Source organism: Clostridium tunisiense TJ (genome assembly GCF_000300195.1).
GTDB lineage: Bacteria > Bacillota > Clostridia > Clostridiales > Clostridiaceae > Clostridium_J > Clostridium_J tunisiense.
Genome location: NZ_AMQH01000009.1, coordinates 313,894 through 335,032 on the forward strand (window position 1 = coordinate 313,894; position 21,139 = coordinate 335,032).

General features: G+C 30.6%; 15 protein-coding genes. 7 read left to right on the forward strand and 8 right to left on the reverse strand.

Annotated features, from left to right (window positions below; translation table 11 throughout):
• Window positions 1–18: 18 nt before the first annotated feature.
• The 4 genes from C661_RS0109360 to C661_RS0109375 all read right to left on the reverse strand — a co-directional run bounded on the left by C661_RS0109360 (window position 19) and on the right by C661_RS0109375 (window position 7,430).
• The gene (locus tag C661_RS0109360; protein WP_026050999.1) at window positions 19–726 is read right to left on the reverse strand and encodes a Crp/Fnr family transcriptional regulator; all 708 of its coding nucleotides are present in this window, start codon (window positions 724–726) and stop codon (window positions 19–21) included.
• Between the two features lie 351 nt (window positions 727–1,077).
• A complete protein-coding gene (locus tag C661_RS0109365) occupies window positions 1,078–2,304 on the reverse strand; it encodes an FprA family A-type flavoprotein (RefSeq protein ID WP_017415057.1) in 1,227 nt (408 codons plus the stop codon).
• 329 nt (window positions 2,305–2,633) lie between these two features.
• Window positions 2,634–4,952, reverse strand: coding sequence for an immune inhibitor A domain-containing protein (locus C661_RS0109370; protein ID WP_017415058.1), 2,319 nt, complete (start codon window positions 4,950–4,952; stop codon window positions 2,634–2,636).
• 477 nt (window positions 4,953–5,429) lie between these two features.
• Window positions 5,430–7,430 (reverse strand): sensor histidine kinase, encoded by a 2,001-nt coding sequence (locus C661_RS0109375; RefSeq protein WP_017415059.1) that lies wholly within the window; start codon window positions 7,428–7,430, stop codon window positions 5,430–5,432.
• Window positions 7,431–7,783: 353 nt separating this feature from the next.
• Here C661_RS0109375 and rbr point away from each other — a divergent pair, with 353 nt between their 5' ends.
• Window positions 7,784–8,371, forward strand: a complete 588-nt coding sequence (rbr, locus tag C661_RS0109380; protein WP_017415060.1) for a rubrerythrin — start codon at window positions 7,784–7,786, stop codon at window positions 8,369–8,371.
• Window positions 8,372–8,442: 71 nt separating this feature from the next.
• Here the strand turns inward: rbr and C661_RS0109385 are convergent, their stop codons facing one another.
• The gene (locus C661_RS0109385; RefSeq protein ID WP_017415061.1) at window positions 8,443–8,754 is read right to left on the reverse strand and encodes a hypothetical protein; all 312 of its coding nucleotides are present in this window, start codon (window positions 8,752–8,754) and stop codon (window positions 8,443–8,445) included.
• 167 nt (window positions 8,755–8,921) lie between these two features.
• Here C661_RS0109385 and C661_RS22720 point away from each other — a divergent pair, with 167 nt between their 5' ends.
• From C661_RS22720 to C661_RS0109405, 4 genes are all read left to right on the forward strand, one after another.
• Entirely contained in the window at window positions 8,922–9,530 is a 609-nt protein-coding gene (locus C661_RS22720) for a TetR/AcrR family transcriptional regulator (protein WP_017415062.1), read from the forward strand.
• Window positions 9,531–10,382, forward strand: coding sequence for a GNAT family N-acetyltransferase (locus C661_RS0109395; protein ID WP_017415063.1), 852 nt, complete (start codon window positions 9,531–9,533; stop codon window positions 10,380–10,382).
• A 220-nt stretch (window positions 10,383–10,602) separates the two neighbouring features.
• Window positions 10,603–11,859 (forward strand): GNAT family N-acetyltransferase, encoded by a 1,257-nt coding sequence (locus C661_RS0109400; RefSeq protein ID WP_017415064.1) that lies wholly within the window; start codon window positions 10,603–10,605, stop codon window positions 11,857–11,859.
• A 139-nt stretch (window positions 11,860–11,998) separates the two neighbouring features.
• On the forward strand, window positions 11,999–12,454 hold the full coding sequence (locus C661_RS0109405; RefSeq protein ID WP_017415065.1) for a spore coat protein: 456 nt from the start codon (window positions 11,999–12,001) through the stop codon (window positions 12,452–12,454).
• 198 nt (window positions 12,455–12,652) lie between these two features.
• Here C661_RS0109405 and C661_RS0109410 read toward each other — a convergent pair whose 3' ends face one another.
• A complete protein-coding gene (locus C661_RS0109410) occupies window positions 12,653–15,229 on the reverse strand; it encodes a WG repeat-containing protein (RefSeq protein ID WP_017415066.1) in 2,577 nt (858 codons plus the stop codon).
• Window positions 15,230–15,521: 292 nt separating this feature from the next.
• Window positions 15,522–17,960, reverse strand: a complete 2,439-nt coding sequence (locus C661_RS22725; RefSeq protein WP_192812654.1) for a putative bifunctional diguanylate cyclase/phosphodiesterase — start codon at window positions 17,958–17,960, stop codon at window positions 15,522–15,524.
• Between the two features lie 490 nt (window positions 17,961–18,450).
• Between C661_RS22725 and uvsE the strand changes: the two genes are divergently transcribed.
• Both uvsE and C661_RS0109425 read left to right on the forward strand, forming a co-directional pair.
• Complete coding sequence (gene uvsE, locus C661_RS0109420) at window positions 18,451–19,698, forward strand: UV DNA damage repair endonuclease UvsE (RefSeq protein ID WP_017415068.1); 1,248 nt, start codon at window positions 18,451–18,453, stop codon at window positions 19,696–19,698.
• 132 nt (window positions 19,699–19,830) lie between these two features.
• On the forward strand, window positions 19,831–20,016 hold the full coding sequence (locus tag C661_RS0109425; RefSeq protein WP_017415069.1) for a hypothetical protein: 186 nt from the start codon (window positions 19,831–19,833) through the stop codon (window positions 20,014–20,016).
• Between the two features lie 27 nt (window positions 20,017–20,043).
• On the opposite strand, the gene C661_RS0109430 is transcribed toward C661_RS0109425, so the two are convergent.
• On the reverse strand, window positions 20,044–21,138 hold the full coding sequence (locus tag C661_RS0109430; protein WP_017415070.1) for an ABC transporter permease: 1,095 nt from the start codon (window positions 21,136–21,138) through the stop codon (window positions 20,044–20,046).
• Between the last annotated feature and the right edge of the window lies 1 nt (window position 21,139).

Here is a 21,139-nt window from a genome sequence, read left to right on the forward strand (position 1 = left end):
ACTTGCTTTTTTCTTTCCTTAAATTAGCTCTCTCAGGGTTTCCTCATCTAATATAATTACCTTTTTAGTTCCAACTAACTTAATATAGCCTTCTTCCTCAAACTTTTTCAGTTTTCTGCTGATGGTCTCTCTAGCTACTCCAGTATAACTACCCATATCTTCTCTGGATATAGAAAGCTCTATTTCTATTCCTTTAGTAGTCTTTTTTCCATCACTTTCTAGCATATCAACTAAAAGATAGGCAAGTCTCGATTCAACATCATTAGTTGCTAAATGTTGTGCAAGATTTTCCACCTTTGAAAGTCTATCCCCTACCACTTCTAATATTTTTATTCCAATTTCAGGTTTACTTAAGATTATACTTTTCATTTTTTCTTTAGTTAAAGTGCAAATCTTAGAGTCTATAATAGCTTCTGCACTAAAGCCATATTGAGAATTCTTAAAAAGATTTAGCTCCCCAAAAAAATCCCCTTCAGTTAATATATGTAAAATTTGTTGTTTTCCATCTTTAGTGTACTTATAAAGTTTAATTTTCCCCTCATTAATAAGATATAGAGTTTGAGCTTCATCACCCTCTAAAAATATGGTTTCTCCCTTTTTATAGTTGTTATGCCCTGTCATGTTAACAATTTCTAGAAGTTCATCATTGTTTAAATTTGAAAATATAGGTACCTTACTAGCACATAACTTATTTTTGCATCTATCGCAGTTACAACTCAAACTAATCCCTCATTTCACTTTATTTTTAACTTAGAAACCCAAGGTTAATATGTAGTTATACATGAACCTATGGTAGTTCTTTTAAGTCTTTGGGTTATGAATAAGTTAGAACTTCACTTTGGATCTAATAAATCTACAAGCTGAAAGTTTACTATACCTATTTTAGTTCTACCTAAAGTTTTTAACTCAACCCTACATAAGTTTCCTACAAAATAACAAAAGTAGCAATGGATATTATCTCCACTACTACTTTTATTATTAATTATTTAATATAAAACTTCAATATATAGTTAACATTTAAATTGTTTTATTTCAACTATTCTTTGTTGTTTACATTAAGTTATGCCCTTGAAAATTCTACCCTGCTAATATCTCACTAATACCATTTACAGATTGCTTAAATTTGTTTACTTCTTCTTCTACTGCAAATTTAACCCTTATTGGAGCTTGTATACTATCCATTCCAGTGGATTTAATAATAAGTGAACTATCTAGAACCTTTAAAGTTGATGCTTTTAAGTAATCATTGATAATTTCTATGGCTTCTCCACTCCATCCATAAGATCCAAAGGCAACCCCTACTTTTGAGTTTAAGTCCATATTCTTAAGTTCTTTTAAAACTTCTTCTATTTTTCCTACCATGTCTCCATAACGAGTAGAACTTCCAAAGAATAATATATCTGAGTTTAAAAGTGCTTCTTTAGCACTCTCTACATCCTTATCTTCTTTTACATTTATTATAGTAGCTTCAATTCCTTTATTATTTAAGGCTTCTCCAATAAAGTTAGCTAATTTTTTAGTGTTACTAGTCATAGTAGAAAATAAAATAGCTGCCTTTTTATTAACTTCCTCAGTTTTGCTCATATTGTCATAAGCATTAATGTATTTTCTTGCATTATCCCTTAGAATATAACCATGAGACGGAGCAATAACCTCTATATCTAAAGCTCTAATTTTTTTAATCATATCCTGCACATAGTTCTTATGTGGGTTCATGATAAGGCTATAATAAACCTCAAAATCTCCTGTAATATCTTCAGCGGCTAAATCGTTAAACAAGTCATAAGTTGCTACGTGAGTACTGAATATATCACATGGATATAGTGTTTTGTCTTCTACTGCATAAGTTACCATAGTCTCTTCAGTGTGGAGGTATGGAGTTTCTAAGAACTTAAGGGTTTTTCCACCAATATCAAGAGTATCTCCATCTCTAACAATTAAGAATTCTCTATTATGAAGCTTATACATCTCCTTTAGTTCTTGTACTCCAAGTTCAGTAGCTACTATTACTGCATTCTTCGCTTTACTTGCAAGCACTGGAAGAGCTCCTGAGTGATCTGGCTCCACATGATTTATTACTATATATTTAATTTCCTCAAAATCTATATACTGCTTTAAATTTTCTACATACTCTTTTCCAAAGCTTATATCCACTGTATCTATTATTGTAGGTCTTTCAGTTTTTAATAAATAACTATTATAAGTTGTTCCTTTTTCTAAAACCAATCTATGAAATGGAACCTTTCTATCATCTACATATCCTACCCAATAAGCATCTTTTCCTACTAATATATTGTTTTTCATTGTTGTTTCCTCCCTTAAATCATAGTTTTTATTTTTATATCCCTTATATTAAATTTAAGCTTTATAATTTTTAGTTCCTACGAAAGCTTCCTAGCTTTAAATTTTATATTTTTAAAGTTTTGTTTCACTTCATGACTTAATTATAGGAGGATTTAAAAGTTAAATATGTGATTGAAATCAAAATCACAATAAAAATAGGATAAGAAATTAAAAATTCTTATCCCATTTTATATATTTGCTTAATTTATTACATTATAGTATTTATGAAAAGCGTCAGTTGTCACTGCTTAAAGATGCTGTTTATGTGACAAGTTTTATCTGTTAAATCATTACTTTTTAATTATTATGCTAGCTGATGAATTATCCTTAGCTTGATTTGCTATTTGAATTTTCAAGCCATACTTAGGAATATTAGTTCCAAGAGTAGGTATTTCTACATTTGAGTAGTTATTCCTATCATCAAAGCTTGGCTCTGTAAATCTATATTCATCAATAGGTGATCTTCCAAGTTCTGCATCTGTGTTGATATTTATAACAGCTTCCTTATTCTTACTAAAGGCAGCATCATGCATTTGATATCTTCCACTTGCTAAACTAGATGGTGTTTTTCCATCCGCAAATCTCCAAAGCACACTCTTTTGGTCTGCATCAATTACGCCAAGATAACCTTCTCCTGGGTGAACTCCCCTCCAGTTATCTGAATAGTAATCATCCACATACCATACAACCATACCTGGGTCATAAGCTAAAGTTTGTCCCATTACACCGATATTTGCAAGTCCTTTATCTACTCCGTGGTGATTTCTCCATTCAACTAAATAATAATGTGGAGCATAAATAGTTCCTGTGTCTTGTTTAAATCCACTCATTTCAAATTTAGAAGTTCCTTCTGCATCATCTGAAAGCAGCAAGTTAGCTCCATCTACTAATTTAATGTCATCTACGTAGAAGCCTGCGCCAAAGGAATAAGCATCTGTTTGATATTCAAACTTAACTTCTACATTCTTACCTTTAAATGCAGTTAAATCAAATATTCCATCTACCCAGCCATTAGAAGTTCCTGTAATTCCATGCGGAACTACAACACTTGCTTGAGGATCATGTTCAGTTGTTGTAATGTTTCCTTGAACGCATGTCCACTCAGTTGTTCCTACTTCTCTAATTTGAACTGTTGCAAAATCCCATCCCTTTTCAATATCGTACCAAGTTTTAAAATTAAGACTTGGATTTGAAGTCTTTGTTAGGTCTACTTTAGCAGTCATATTTGTAAGAACTGGAGTCCCATCCTGTCCTTTTCCACCAAAGTAAATACGGCTTCCGCTAAAAGGTTTAACAATTTCATGTGCCTTGTCTGGTAAATTAATTCTTACAACTTGTCCCTCTTCACTAGCTTGTCTTAAATTTAAACGAACTCCAGCCTTTGAAATCTCATTGTAGTTAAGAGTTATTTGTTTTTGCCAGTTACCACCATAGTTTGCTTGGAAGAATTGTTTCGCATATGGACTGAATCCAGTTGGCTCTGTTCCACCAATTTTTCCTGCCCAACTTCCTGAAGACATAATTGACCACATAGATATTGGCTCTCCTGAAGGCGCTGTATAATCTGTATCATACTCATCTGGAAGTCCTAAGTCGTGCCCGAATTCATGAGCAAATACTCCTGCTGCTCCATCCTCTGGCTCTATTGTATAATCATATGCTTTATAGTTCGTTCCTGGTATTTTATATAATCCACCAAGATTCCATCTATGAGACCAAATTGCATCAGAACCTAAGTTTCCACCACCAGCTTCTTCACCAACTCCTGCATGAAGAACCATTAAATGATCGATAACTCCATCTGGTTCATTAAGATTTCCATCTCCATCCATATCATATCTATCAGTTTTATCAAAATCAGCTAAATTTATATTTGGGTCTTTAGCTGCTAATGCTAGAGCTTCAGCCACTGCATTTCTTGGTCTTATATCATTAGAGCCTCCGTTTGTAGCTCCATAATAAGCTGCATCCTTTGACAATGTATACCAACCTGCAACTTTCCCTTTTATGTTAAGGCTTCCCCCTGACTGTTCCTTGTAGTATTGCTTCATTGAAGTAAATCTTTCACCATTGGGGCCTTCATAGCCATTATCCCCAAAAATCATATCCTCAAAGTGCTTATGACTATAATCTTTATAGTACATATCGCTCTCATCAGGCTGAATATTATTATGCTTGTAATCATTGAAGTCTACAAGTAGTGTTAGTATGTTTACTTCCTTTGGATTATTATCTGGCTGACTTGATTCAAATTTATATTTTTGAACCTTTTGATTTTGTTTTGCTTTTAAGTCTCTCTCCATTTTAGTTGGTTTTTGTTTTTCATTTGCTTTTGCACTGTCTTGCATATACTTCATAAATGCTTTATGTGCTTCTTCGTATGTGGCATCCTTAGGAATTTTCCCTTCCTTTTTCAGCATTTCAATAACTTTTTCTTCATTTGCCACAGACAAATCAACAGGTCCACCATACTTGTAGTAGGCATTTTCATTTGCTGTTTGATTTGGGCTTGTATTTTCATTTTTTAGCATCGACATAGATGTAGTAGCTGAAGAGCCCATAAGTACCGATAAGGATAACATAGTTGCAAGTATTTTTTTAGAAAACATAAGATCCCCCCCTATAATTGTTAAATAAAACATTTGTTGTAAACACTTTATTAACATTATATTCTATAAATTCAATGTATTTCAACAATTATTTGTCTATTTTTTGTGGCATTTTTCTCTCTTTAAGGTTATTATTTCTACAAATATTTGATAAATTAAATTATTTATTAAATTTTAATGACAATTAAACTTATTATTATAACTTTTTATTAATAAATGTTAATTAAATTTACATTTTTAAAGTAAGTCCATCCTAATTAAATATTTTTATTTATCTAATCATCTATGCCTTCTAATGGCACAATAAAAAACCAAGCTATGAAATATGTTCATTAGCTTGGTCTTGTATATTATACTAGATTTCTTATTCCAAAGAATACTTTATTCATGATGAATTTCATTGGCCTTGAAAAACCTTAAGGAACCCAATGCAGGTTCCATGTATAATTTCAGTATTGAATTTAGTTCTCTATATTGTTATGAGTAAATATCTGAGAATTCAATATTCATCATATCTACATATCGCTCTTTTCCTTGAAGCTCTATAAAATTACACTCTTCTTCTTCTGATACTATTTTTACAGGTAGCTCTATGACGAACTCAGTACCTTTTCCTGGTTCACTTACTGCGAAGATAATTCCACCATGCATTTTTACAAGAGAATATACTAAAGAAAGACCTATTCCACTTCCCATTGCATTTCTCGATAGAGTTTTTTCCACTTGTGCAAACCTACTAAAAATTTCTTCAAGCTTTTCTTTAGGGATTCCAACCCCAGTATCTTTAACCGATATTACTACACTGGTTTCCTTATCCATTACTTCAACAGTTATTTCTCCACCACTATCTGTAAATTTAATTGCATTAGATAATAGATTCAAAATGATTCTTTCAATCATGGTTCCATCTATAGCCATAATTCTTTCTTCTATATCTGTATCAAAAATCAGGGAAATGCCTTTGCTTTCAATATACTCTGTAGTTGATAAGGTTATGTCCTCTACAACTGAAATGATATTTGAGTTTTTTAAATTTAATTTCAAATAACCAGTATCTATTTTTGTAATATCTATAAGATTACTTATGAGCTTTAACATTCTATAACAATTCTGCTTAAGAACTTGACTATGTTTACTGAAGCCTAGTTCCTTTATATTTGTAATGTTATTTCTAACTTTGCTTTCCATAAGTTGTACAGTACCAAAGATTAAATTGATTGGAGTTTTTAGCTCATGGGATAAGTTAGTGAAGAAGTCTCTCTGCATATTATTAAATAAGGTTTTTTGTGCTACTTCTTCCTTAAGCTTTTCTGATTGTTTTTGAGCCGTTATATCCTTTATCATTATAAACATGCAATCATCCATTTCATACTCGTATGGCATTACAGTAAGTTCTGCATCAACTACAGATTTATCTAGCTTTGTAAGCTTAACCTCATAACCTTCAACCAGTTTATGAACTTCAAGTATTTTATTGAGACCCTTAACTTTCTCTAAGTCATCTGGATGAATAAAGTTTAAAACTGACTTTCCAATAACTTCACTATAACTAGAGCATCCACACATATTTAAAAAACAAGAATTGGATAATAGTATCTTATCTTTACAATATAGAAGTATACCATTAGGAGAAGTTTCAAAAAACATTCTATACCTGTTTTCACTTTGCTGTAAAGCTCTATAAGGGGCCTTTATATTAACTTCTACCATAGCTTTATAAATGCAATAAAAGGCAAACAACTTAAAGTTATGTCCTATTATATTTGAAAGTCCGTATACGTCAATATAAAAAGTGAAGGATAGTTCTGCTGCAATACTTAATAGGGAGTAAGCTTGTAAGTACTTAAAGGTTACTGGATTAATCTTACTTCTTTTTTTATATAACACAACTATGTTTGCTATATAGATTCCACTAATAACATATTCACTATAAATTTTAAAGGGTGTTAATCCTACTCCATCAATAAAACAGCTTGGAAATAAGTTAACTGTAAATATATCTACAAATAAAACAATGGTTACTATTAAATAAGGAATAAGTATATTTCTATACTTTACTGCCCTTCCAAATAGCATTAAAGCTAAAAAAATTGAAATGCTATTAATGTATCTAGACGCAACCCACATTTGAGTGGGCAAATCTGGACCAAAACTTGGAAATACCCCCATACCCTTATAGGCTAAAGTATGTATCCCATCTATTAAGGCTACAACACCAAAAGATACTCCAAGAATATTAGTGGCTGCGTCTCTTGAAAAATTATTGGTATTATTAACAATAGTAAATATCATCAAGGCTACCAGTATACAAAAAATTTCAATAATCCCATGGAATAGCAAAAAATTCTTATAACTTAAATAACTCATTGCACAAAAAAATAGAGTTGCCATAACAACTACGTTAAGTTTCTTTTCCCTTTCATTAGATGTCAAATATCTCACATTTCTTATACTGTCTTTACCTAACAAATCATTCATTGAATAAATCCTCCTGACTATTATTGACAAGTCCCTATTATGTGTTAACTCATACTAATATTATTTATTAAATTTTCCCAATATTATCTATATTATTACATTATTATTAATATTCGTCAATAAAACAAGCTTGTTCTTAAAATTTTTTTAGTATATTAAAACTTTGTCATAATATGTTTATGCTTGAAAACATAAATTTATTACTGTAATTAATAATAAATCTTAAAAAAATATGAGTCTCTAACTTTGTTAAGGTTTTGTAAACTGATTTTTATATGGAATTTTTACCATGCCAAATTTAGTAAAATATGCTATAATTAATATTAATTATTATTTACAAGGGGGACTGAGCAATGAAAAACTTAAAAGGTACAAGAACTGCAGAAAACTTATTAAAAGCCTTTGCAGGAGAATCTCAAGCTAGAAATAGGTATACTTATTACTCAAGTGTAGCTAAAAAAGAGGGCTTTAACCAAATATCTGCTCTTTTCATGGAAACAGCAGAGCAAGAAAAAGAACATGCTAAGAGATTTTATAAGTTTTTAAAAGAGCAAATGAATGGAGAAGGTATTGAAATTACTGCTACTTATCCAGTAGGTTTAAGCGATGACACTAAAATAAATCTAGGTTATGCTGCTGCTGGAGAAAATGAAGAGTGGACTGAACTTTATCCCGAGTTTGCAAAAATTGCAAAAGAAGAGGGCTTCCCTGAAGTTGCCGTAGCTTTTGAAATGATTGCTAAAGTTGAAAAATTCCACGAAGAAAGATATAGAAAATTACTTGCTAACATAGAAAACGGAACAGTATTTAAAAAAGATGAATCAGTAATGTGGAAATGCGGGAACTGCGGCTTTATATTTGAAGGAAAAGAAGCTCCAGAGAAATGTCCAGCTTGCGTACACCCAAAATCTTATTTTGAAGTTTTTTGTGAAAACTATTAATAGCAATGCTCCTCTCTACCCCTAAAAGTAGAGAGGGGCTTAACTTTTGCATCCTTATAGGTAATCAGGAGTTAGTTTATCTTTTTACCTTCTTCTTTATTTCTTAGCTCCATAACCCAATAAGTTAATTCTTCTACTTGCTTCTTTAGTTTTTTAACTTCTTTTGAATCTTCTCCATTACTTTTCTCATCTTCATTTGATTGTTCACTGCTATTCTGATTTTCAATTTCCCCATTAATAAAGGTTATTACATCCCCAATTATATATATCATATTAGCTACAGTAACTTGATCATTAGTTTCTAGATTTTTCGCCATTGTTACCCCTATTAATACAGCTAGAGCTATAAGTTGATTAGTGGAAAAACACTTCAAGTTTATCATAGCGTCCTCTTATTTAAGCACTATTAGTATATCTTATTTAAATCATAGGAATAAAGTTAATAATATTTAATATTTTTCTATTCATTAAAATAACTGTATTGCTATAATATATCCAGCATGTTAAAATAAAAACCGACCAGTCTTTTTTTAAGGAGGTGTTAAATAAAATGCCAAAAATTACTGAGGAAAGTAAACAAGAAAGAATATCTTTAATTTTGCATCATGCTTTTAAAGTATTTTCCGATAAAGGTTACTCTGATACTACTATTGATGATATTGTTAATGCTTCTGGAGTTAGTAAGGGCGGGATATATACTTATTTTAAGAGTAAGGAAGAAATATTTTTAGCAATAGCAGAAGACCGTCTAATCAATAGAAAAAAATTAATAACAAGTTTTACTTCATCAATGAGTAGCAAAGAAAAGTTAAGTAACTACCTTCAATGGATACTTAACTGGGTTATTGATGAAAAAAATATACTTCAAATTAAATTTACTTTTGAGTTTTGGTCCGTTACTTCTAGAAATGATGCTATAAAAACTTTTGCCTTGGAGAGGTATAACCAAGTTTCAAAGGATTTATGTGCTCTTTTAGAAGAAGGAGTTACTAGAGGTGAGTTTCGAAAAGATTTAGATGTAAATTCTATTTGCTATATAATACTTTCTTCTACTGATTCTATAGGTTTTTATACAGGTATCATGGGCGTTAAAGCAAACAACGCAATAGCTAATAACTTATTAAATATGATTATAAATAATATTTGTGAGGTGGATTAAATGATAAATTATAAAAAATGTTCTGAAGTTAATATGGATTTAATATTTGATGCGTTTACTATAGGTTTTTCTGATTACATTATAAAACTTTCTATGCCAAAGGATATCTTTGTTAACAGATTCTTTGGACCAGAGGGTAATTCTTTAGATTATTCTCATATAGCCTTTGATGGTGATAAAGCTATAGGTGTTATTCTTGGTGGAATTAAAAATTATGAAGGAATTAAAACTATGCGTTGTGGAACACTAGCTGTCCATCCTAAGTATAGAGGGCAGGGCATTAGCCAAAAACTTATGGAGCTTCATAAGGAAGTTGCTTCTAAAAATAACTGCAAGCAATTATTTTTAGAAGTAATCGTTGGTAATGATAGAGCTGTTAAATTCTACAATAACCTTTCCTATGAAAAGGTTTATGACTTAAAGTACTTTTCACTAGAGGATTTATCCACATTAAGAAATTATAATAATCCACATATGCACATTAAAAAAATTAATTTTGTAGACTTTAAAAATGCCGTGGGAGAGACTAAAGATTATCACATAAATTGGCAAAGTGATATAGATTATGTAGAAACACTAGAAAACTCCCTTTATTATGGTGCTTATGTAGGTGAAACTTTAGTTGGGTACTTATGTGGAAATACTACTGGAAAAATAAATATTTTATGGGTTAATAAAAACGCTAGAAATAAAGGGTTTGCCTTAGGTCTTTTAAGCACATTCTCTAAGGAAGTTGATGTTTCAAAACTTTCTATAACAGTACCAAATAACCACCTTATGGAAGGCTTCATAAGACATATAGGCTTTAAAAAAGATTCCATTTCTCAGTATGAAATGTATCTTAATATATAACCATATACCTTTTAAATTATGCTTGAGGGAGATTTAAATAATTTTTCTATTTATAACTTAAATCTCCCTCCAAAACTTATTAATAAAGGGAATTTAATCACTGTTTAATAATACTTTTATTTTAATTTATTATTATTCCTTAAACTTTTCCATTTTTTACTCGTATATTATCATGGGGATATTCTTAAAATTTTTATCAACAATAAAATGGGGTGAAAAAATGTACTTAATTAGAAAACTATGGAGTGATATGGATTTTAGAGACTTTATTGAAATTGACCTTAATGCTTATCCAGGACTAAAAATCACTTCTTTAGAAGAAAAGAATAAGTTTCTTGAAAATATTACAAAGATTCATAAGGAAAATCCTTATGTTAAATTTTATGGGGCTTTCAATGGTGATACCATGGTAGGTGGTATGAGGCTCCATGACTTCAAAATGAATCTTTTGTCTCATAAAATTCCTGTTGGAGGATTAGGCTCTGTAGCTGTAAATCTTCTTAATAAAAAGGAAAAGGTAGCAAAAGAAATTGTAACTTATTTTATAAATCACTATAAAAACCTAGGAGCTTCCATGGTGGTGCTTTATCCCTTTAGGCCCGACTTCTATAAAAATATGGGCTTTGGCTTTGGAACTAGTATGAATCAGTTTAAGATTCAGCCTTGCAACCTACCAAAAGGCTCTTCAAAAAATAATGTCTGCTTTATAAAAGAAGATGAAGCGTCTTTGCTTTTAGATTGCTACACTAGAGTGTTTAAAAAAACTAATGGCTTAATAGAGAAGTATGAAGCTGAGTTTATTGGAAAACTTAAAAATCCTAGATTAAAGGCAGTAGGCTATAAAAGAAATAATGTAGTTCAAGGTTATGCCTTCTTCGAATTTAAACCTAGTGAAGATGGAAACTTTCTACTGAACGATATGATTGTAAGTGAATTTTTATTTGAAAATTCTTCTGCTCTTTCAGAAATAATGACCTTCTTTAATAGCCAAAATGATCAAATAAGATATATAATTTTTAATGTTCAAGATGAAGATTTTAGGTTTATTTTAGATGATCCTAGAAATGGTAGCAATAATATGTTTACTCCTGTTTATCATGAAAGTAACATTCAAGGAACTGGAATAATGTATAGAGTTATTAATACTAAAGGGCTGTTTAAGGAATTAAAAGACCATAACTTTAATGATGTAACTTGCACTATGAAGTTAACTGTAAAAGACACCTTTGTTAGTGATAATGATGGAAGTATAATAATTAAATTTCAGCATGGCAAGGCTTCCTTAAGTAGTGAAGCGGACTTTGATGTAGAAGTAACCCTGGATATAGCTGACTTTTCCTCATTAATAACTTGTTCTGTTTCCTTTAAAAGTTTATATAAGTACGGAAGAGCCTTAATTTCTAATAAATCTTACATTAATAAAATAAATAAACTTTTTTCAACTGATGAAAAGCCAAGTTGCCTATCCCAATTTTAGGATAAGTTCTAATTAAGGTATATGTAATTCAATGTAATTCTAAAAATCACTGCATAGATTTATTGCAGTGATTTTTTATAAATAAATTTAGTTTTTTATGGAATACTATACCTATATTAATTGAAGGGAGTCCTAAATAATGCTAACCAATAAAGAAAAAACTTTAATTGAAGATAACTTAACTGCTGAATATCTATGCATAAGAAAATATGAACAATATGCTGCTATGGCATCCGATCCACAGATTAAACAAGTGTTTACAGATCTTGCAAGTAAGGAACAACAACATGCTACTACTCTTGAAAACATGTTAAGCCAAAATGGTTCTAGTTCTAATAGTTTATTTAAAAGCTATAATAAACCTCAAGGTGATTTATCAGATATCCAAAATAGTTTAGGAATCACTGACGCTCAGCTTTTGAATGATGCTCTTAGCACTGAAAAGCATGTTTCAAGTTCCTATAATACCGCTGTTTTAGAGTCTGTAGATGCTAACATAAGAAAACAACTTCAACATATTCAACAAGAAGAACAAGGTCATGCTGAAACTTTATTTAAAGAAATGCAATCAAAAGGTTGGTATAATCCTTCCTAAAAACAAATAAAATTGAGCTTAGGTAAAAGCGCTGTGCATAATGCATAAAAGTCCTGAATAATATAAGGCCATGGATAAATAGAGAAATAGTTTCTCTCATATCCATGGCTTTATTAAATATAAAATTAATAAACATTCACTTTGCCAAAATTCCCTTTTGCTACTCTTAATTAATTGGCACCTATGGCTATCACTTATTTACTCATTTAAATTATTATGAAAGGATCTCCAAAATTCCCCTTCTCTATTGATTATATTCGTAATCTCCGTAAAAGGTATTTTAAAAGTTGGGAATCCTGCTGCAAAAGCTGCTATTTCATAAGGAGTAAAGTAAACATATAAATTGTTTTCATCTACATAGAAGGGTTGATTTTCTCTTATCCCCTTATAGGTATCTGGGAATATATAAAAGTTTTCTCCCATATCCTTTATTTGCTTACCTACTATATCGCTAATTACCTGTAGATAGTTACTATCTGTCTTGAATAAATCCTTCAATTCATAGATGTCACCATTACTAAGATTTATATGGACATAAACTTTATTAGGCATTCCATGAGCAGCTCCAAAATAGTATTCATAGCCATTAAGCTCCAAAACCAAAAGATTTTTCCTAAAGAATTCTACTGAAAAATCCCCTACATAACTAAATTCAAGTTGGGTGTTTGCATCAACAGGTTTAACCAAAGCTAATTCCTTTAGCTTATCATTTATACCTTGTTGTAATTCTTTATCTTCAATACCTTGAATTTTAGGATAATAAACTAAATAATCTTTATTAGGCTTATACTTTTCCTCCATAACCTGATACTTTTCATTTAATGGAATAACCTTATCTTCACTCCAGATTACCTTACCGACTTTGTCTAAATAAAAGGTTCTATAATCTATATTTGCCTTAATTATATCATCTTCCAAAAATAAAGTTCCCTCACCCTCTACCCTTGGCAAGCTATCTGCAATTTTTCCATCTAAACCTATGAAAAAAGTGCTTTTCCCATCTGTAGCAGATGCCACTCCTTCCTTAAACTCTAATATATTATAAAATATAAAATCTGTAAGTATTTTTCCATCTATATCTGCTAAAGCGAATTTAGAGCCCATATAAGGCTTTTCTTCATCAATAGCCTTTCCCAGGGACAATCTATTTTCTCCTAGGAAGCTTATATTGTTATATTCAGGATTAATTATAAAATTCCCTTGTTTATCTATAACTCCGTACTTATTTAAATAATCCTCTGACATATTAACTAAAGCTCTTTCTTCCTTAAAGGAGCCCGCCCATGGAAACTGTGGCTCTATAATTACCTTTCCTTCTTCATTTATATATCCATACTTGTCATTGATATTCTTACTAAAAGGTAGTAGATTATCACTGGAATTCCCTACGAAATAATAGTCATAGGTATTTAATATATTTCCATTGATATCAATAAGCTCATATTGATTCTCCTTAACTTTAGCTATAGCCTTGCCATTATCAAAATCTCCTGCTGAATCATATTTAGCTGGTATTACTTCTCTGCCTTCTAGATTTAAATATCCATATACATATTTGCCTTCTTTATTTGTTTCACTAAATAATGCTCTTCCATCTTTGTAGCTTCCTATAAAGCTATAGGCTTTAGGGCTTAAAATTTCTCCTTGTTCATTTATAACTTTAAAACCCTCTTTATCAATAACCGCTCCTCGCCCCTCTGAAAAACCAATTACATTTTCATATTTTGGTTCAATAACATATCTTCCTTCTTTATCTATTGCCCCTTGAAGATTATTAACTCCAACTATAGCTAAGCTATTGTCTTGAAAATCCATAGCATAATCAAACTTAGGTTTAATTACAAACTCCCCAGTTGAATCTATATACCCCCAAAGTGTGCCCCCAATTTCCTTAGTTGCTGCAGGATATAAATTAATCTTAATATCTTTTTCATCCTCTACTTTCTGAGCGTCACTGTCAATTTCTCTTTGATTATAACCTTCACCTTTATCTTCATTACCTAACATATTCTCAATTTCACTTTTAATACCCATTAACTTACTCTCATAAGGATGTGGTATTTTTCCACTTAAAGCTTCCTTAATGGAGTATAGTGCCTCCTGGTACATACCTGCTTTAAATTGCGCATTACCCAGGAAATACCATAAAACTTCCAACTCAGGACTTTCCCTTAATTTCATCTTATAGTACCATACCACTTTTGAGAAATAATAAGAATAAACATCTACCGCCGGCCTTAAGTACCCCCTTTTCCATCTGTATACCTGAACCTCATATGCCTCTTCTGTAACATGAGACCAGAGAGCCATCTCTACAGTTCCATTTACACCTTTAATACTAGGCATAGGCTCTACTTCAATTTTAGAGAAATATATTTCATCTTTAATTAATTCCCTAACCCTCTTATTACTCCACCTTAAAATGCTTAGTCGAGACCATATAGCTCCAACCTGCCATCCCACAATTAGCTCTGGTGTTTTACTACTGGTTACTGGTGCAGCCTTTAAATATGTTACATTATATCCTTTACCTTTAATATTACTTTCCATATACCAACTATTGTAGTAATGCTTTAATATAACTAAATAAGCTTCATTATTTAGCTTATATGCTGCTACTATTTCTTTTCTTCCATCCCCATCTATGTCTGCCATTATAATTGCTGGTTTTCTATATGGACCTTCCATGATTATGATATCTGCTTTATTAGGCAAGAACTTCTTTACAAGGTTAAATAAATTCACTTCATTCCACATAACATAATCCTTTCCCATTTTACTCTTAAGAATATCTTATGTTCGAACCCTTATTTTGTGATTACTTTACCGATCCTTAAGTATTTTAACTTCACCCCTTGCTATCTCACTTTCCCATAGTTGCTGAAAAGAATATAGATTTATTTAAGCTATAAAACTTCTAGTTATATAAGCTAATTATTCAGATAAATATCCTAATAATTCAGTTAACAAAAAGTAAAAAAATTAAGTTCTAAGTGAAAGTCAGCTAGACATTGCCTATCTAACCTTCTAAAACTAGAACTTAACTTGATTAATTAAACTAAACTTTTTATTGAACTTGAAGGTATCTTTGTTTTATTTCCTCCATAGTCATAGGCTTGCCGTAGTAATAACCCTGTACCTCATCACAACCTAATCCTTTAAGTATTTCAGACTCCCCTAAACTTTCTACACCTTCTGCAATAACTCTTAGGTTTAAACTTTTTGCCATCATTATTATAGTTTTTACAATCTGGTAATCCTCTCGTTGATCCTTAATACCTCTTATGAAAGGCATAGCAATTTTTAATTTATCTACCGTAAACTTTTTAAGATAACTTAAGGAAGAATAGCCTGTACCAAAATCATCTATGGAAATTTCCACTCCGATATTCTTCAAGTGTATTAGCTTTTCAATAATGTTCTCCTCATTACCCATAGCACTTTCTTCTGTTATCTCTATATCTAGCCACTTAGGTGCAACTCCACTTTCCTCTATGTTTTTATTCACCACGTCAATAAAGTTAGTATTATTAAATTGTTTTGGTGATATGTTTACTGCAATTTTTAAATCCATATGGTAAGTGGTATTTAACCCTTTTACCTCTTCACAAACTCTTTTTAAAACCCATTCTCCTATTTTGTCTATTATTCCTATTTCCTCAGCTATTGGAATAAAGTCTCCTGGGGATACCAATCCAAGAGTAGGACTTTTCCACCTAATTAAAGCTTCAAGCCCGATAATTTTATCTCCTTCTAAATCCCATTGGGGTTGATAATGGAGAATAAATTCTTCATCGTAATCTGCATCCCTAAGTAAATTTTCCATTTCAAGCTTTTTAGATACCTCTTCCTTAACCTTGTTATCATAGAACTGAAAGTTATTTTTCCCCAGAGCCTTTGCTCTATACATTGCAATATCTGCACATTTCATTAGTATAGAACGCTCTCTTCCATCAAAGGGGTATAGGGAAATTCCAATACTAAAAGTAGTTACCAACTTATATTCCTTTATACTAAAGGATTCTTTAAAACAAGCTTGAATTTGTTTTGTCACTTCTAATACATACTTTTTACTAGGTGCATCAGGTATTACCACTACAAACTCATCTCCACCTAATCTTGCTACCATTGCATCTTTAGGTGCATGGGCTTTTAACCTCATGGCTACTTTCTTAAGTAATATATCACCTACATCATGTCCATACCAATCATTAACTGCTTTAAATCTATCTAAATCTATAAACATTACTCCTATAATTATATTAGAATTTTCTGACTTTAAAATCAGCTTGTCCAAGTTATTTAAAAACCATCTTCTATTTGGTAGCTTCGTCAGAGAATCTTCTTTAGAAATTAACTCCAATTCAGTATTTCTTATAGTCAGTTCCTGTGTTCTTTCCTCTACCTTTCTCTCTAAAAAGGTATTAAACTCATTTATCTCATTTATTTTTATTTGTAATTTCTCATTTAGAACCTCGGACTCAGAAACCTTTTGGTTTAGGGACTTATTTAATTCCTGTTGTTTCACAAGCAATCTTTGATTTTCTATAGCTATCCCTATATACTTAGATATTATCTTATGAATACCTATTATAATAAAAATTGCTAAACTATAATTTAAACTTTTGATAGTTACAGCTAAAATCACTGCCATTATTGTTAATATTATATATGATACTTTTCTTTTATTTTTACTTAATCTCACAGTTTTTTCTCTCTTTTGTTTTTTATTTGTTTCATCTTGATGTATCTCGCATATAGCTGAATGTCCTATAACTAAAAATCCAATAACCCAAATAGAGTCTACTACTCCATTTGATACATACTTATTGTAAAATACTTCATAGGAGTAAATGAAGTCTCCCACAGCTACAATTATACTTCCTAAAAAATATACTACGGTGGGTTTATTTAACAAAAACCTTTCTTCATTACTAAAAAATAATATGCTGACAGTTGTAATTAAAATAAAATCTAAAGCTACATAAGCAGCAGTAAATATTTCACCTTGGGTAAAGCTCTGTAAATTTGGAACTATGTTTTTAAATAGAATTACCCAAGCTATATACATATATACTATGGTTACAGCTATGGTGTCAACAGCTAATTGAACTTTATTCCATTTATCTTTCTCCTTATAAGCTACATAGCAAATAGAAGAACATAATAATAAACTGCAAATAGCATAGGGTAAGTTAGCAGCACTAACAGGTTCAATAGTAGACTTTAACATTATTTCTTCATAGGCCCATACTAAATCTCCAATTAAGAAGCTTATAGTACTTAATAATATTAGAATCCAAAATTTCTTATTTTTGTTACCCTGCCTAACTGCTTTGTATACCATACTTGCAGCTATTGAAATTCCAATAAAAGAAAGTAAGTTCCCTGTCAATGGGGACAACACACCCCCTGAGGCAAGTAAAAAGCTGTAATAAACAATTATAAAAGTCACAGTTGTCATATGTGCTAAAGTAGTTTTATTTTTTGCTTCTAACCCTTCCATATTTTCTCCCATCCCATCCTATGTGTCCTCTATTATAGGCCCATATTTAACCATAGATACTTTACCGCTATTTATAATAAATTTACATTTTATTATTTACTTTTATTGTAATATAAATAAATAATTTTATCTATAAAATTATTCCAAATTATATTTAACTCCATAAAATTATACTAATAAGCTTAGTACTTTATTTCAGTATAGAAAATATAAAACAAAATTTACTTATACCTGTATTATGTTTTGCACAGAATAGTAACGTCCATTAGTTTGAATTATAGGCAAATATAAATTGAACCCTTATAGACTTATATGTTATTACATATTATACTGAAAAAAAACACATAACTATTCCTTATTACTACATGTACATATAAGGATTTAATGTGTTAAAACTTAAGCCTGGGCAAACTTTGAATGAAGAAAACTTTTGGGTTTAAATTGCTACCCTTAAAGTGAAAATACTATAACTTAAATAGGTGATAAAATTATGTTAGATAATATAAGAATTGGATATGCTTGCACACCTTCTTCCCTTCCCTTTAAAACCTCTAGGAGCTTTATACTAAAAAATTTTAATGAAGATAGATTTTCTCAGTGTGTTAAAGAGAATTTAGATGACTTAATGAGCATATTAAAATGGAATGTAGAAAACAGCATATATATGTTTAGAATAAGTTCAGACATTATTCCCTTTGGAAGCCACAGCATAAATACTCTTAAGTGGTGGGAAATGTTTAAAGAAGAGCTTTTAACTTGTGGAACTTACATAAAACTTCACAATCTAAGAGTTTCCATGCACCCTGGTCAATACACAGTGCTTAATTCTCCTAATGAAGATGTAGCCATAAAAAGTATAAGTGACATAGAATATCATTGTAAATTCTTAGATTCCCTTGGTGTAGATTATACAAATAAAATTATTCTTCATGTGGGTGGTGTTTATGGTGATAAGAATCTATCTACAAGAAGATTTATTGATAACTTTAAAAAACTATCTGTATCAGCACAAAAAAGATTAGTTATTGAAAATGATGATAAAAGTTATACTCTTGAAGATGTGCTCAGTATATGCAAGGAATTAAATATACCTGCTGTATTTGATAATCTTCACCACAAGATAAATCCATGTTCATTAACCTTTGAAGAAATTCTTAAAAAGGTAAGTACTACTTGGAAAAAGGAAGATGGTAAAATGAAAGTTCATTACTCAGATCAAGATTTAGAAAAGAAAAATGGAGCACACTCTCAATTTGTAATTAGTGAAAACTTTTTAAACTATATAGAAAGTTTAGAGAAGCTTCCTATTGATATTATGCTTGAGGTTAAAGATAAAGAAATCTCTGCTATTAAATGTGTGAATTTATTAAGGTCTTCCATAAAACCTTCTGTAAAATATACTCAGTGGGCAAAGTATAAGTACTCTGTTATGGAGAAAAATTACTTGGAGTATAAAAAGTGTAGTAAAGTTGTGAATTCAACTTCTTCTATGGAAGAAGTATATAAAGCTATTGATACTGCCTTATCTCTTCCCTTCGATGAAGGAAACTTTATTAACGGAGTTAATCACGTTTATGGGTATCTAAAGGATAAAGCCACTCCAAAAGAAAAAGAGGCTTTCTTCACTTTGTTAGAAGACCCAATAAAAAATAGAGATAAAATTAAGGGAACCTTGAAACGACTATGTTTAAAATATGATGTAGATTACTTAAATAAATCTTATTATTTTATATATTAATTCTTGTTCCAATAAATTATCTATTATTATTTCCATATAGTAAACTGTATCTAGTGGCTATACTTATTTGCACAAATGATATATCATAATATTTAGAATCATCAAAACTCGAAAACTTAGGAGGAAATAAATATGCTAATATATTTCATAGGTGCAATAGTAGCTGGTATTTTTGGCCTTTTTGTAGCTGCATATTATGGTCTCGCATTTTTTGTAATTGTATATCTTCTATTTATAATAATATATAATCTCCATAAAATAGAAAATAAATTAAATACTCCTGCTGATAACTACGAAAATAATAAGAAAACATCCTAGAGAATGATTAAATTCTCTAGGATGTTTTTATTTATTCACAAAATTTCTTATTCTAAAGCTACCTGCAGTAAACACTGCAGCTGCCATTAAAGCCAAAATTATAACATTTGGAAATAATGTTCCTGTGTCCATACTATTTATTACCCAGTACTGAGGAGTGAATTTACCTATGCTTTTTATAATTTGTGGCATATTATCTCCTGCCATAACCGTAGCGGCCATGCTAACAAAGGTAGTTATTATACCAAATAGATTTATTATAAGTACTGCTACTCCTTCATTTTCCACCACTCTAGTAACCGCTAAACCTATACTAACAGAAATTAATACAGTGAGTAGCATGTTTACAAGAAGTATAGGAAGTAATCCTTCAAAGCTAAACCCTAAAAATGCCTTTTGTATGAAAAGCACAGCTATATATATGATAGCTTGAACTAGAAAGAACCCTAAATATAGTCCCCCCATAATTTCATAGCCTGTATTTGAGGTAGTAATAGATCTAAATAAAACTTTTTGCTTTTTCATGCTTATTAGCTCAGTTCCTACAGAATTGGCGGAGAATAAAATAAAGCTTGTAATCATTAAAATTATCATATATAGAACCTGATTTTTTCCTTGAATTTTGTCTTCTTTAACCTTTATAGTGGTGCTTATTTCCTCTCCTTCATTTATAATCCCTTTGTTAGAAAGAAATTTTGCTTTAGTAAGTTTAATAAGCTCCTCTTCCATAGTGGCCTCAATAAAGGAAGTGCCATTTCCTTCTTCTCTCTTAAAGCTTTGAATTTCTGGTTTTATTCCCATGTTTATTTCTTCTGTAAAATTTTCAGGTATTATATAAACTGCTAATACATTATTTTTTCTAAGAGATTCTAGTGCTTGTTCTTTAGAACTATAAATTGATTTGCTTCCATTAGCCTGTACTTTTTCTAAAAATTTATGACCATATTCCCCTCTATCTTCAACAGCAAAGGCCACATTACTAGTTTCATGTGCAGTTTCATTTCCAAAGTTATATCCTATTATTCCAAGGACAATAGTTGGCATTAAAAACATTAAACCTATGACTAGGGGACTTTTTACCATTCTTTTAAAGTGAATAAAGGCATATCTTATTACTTTCATA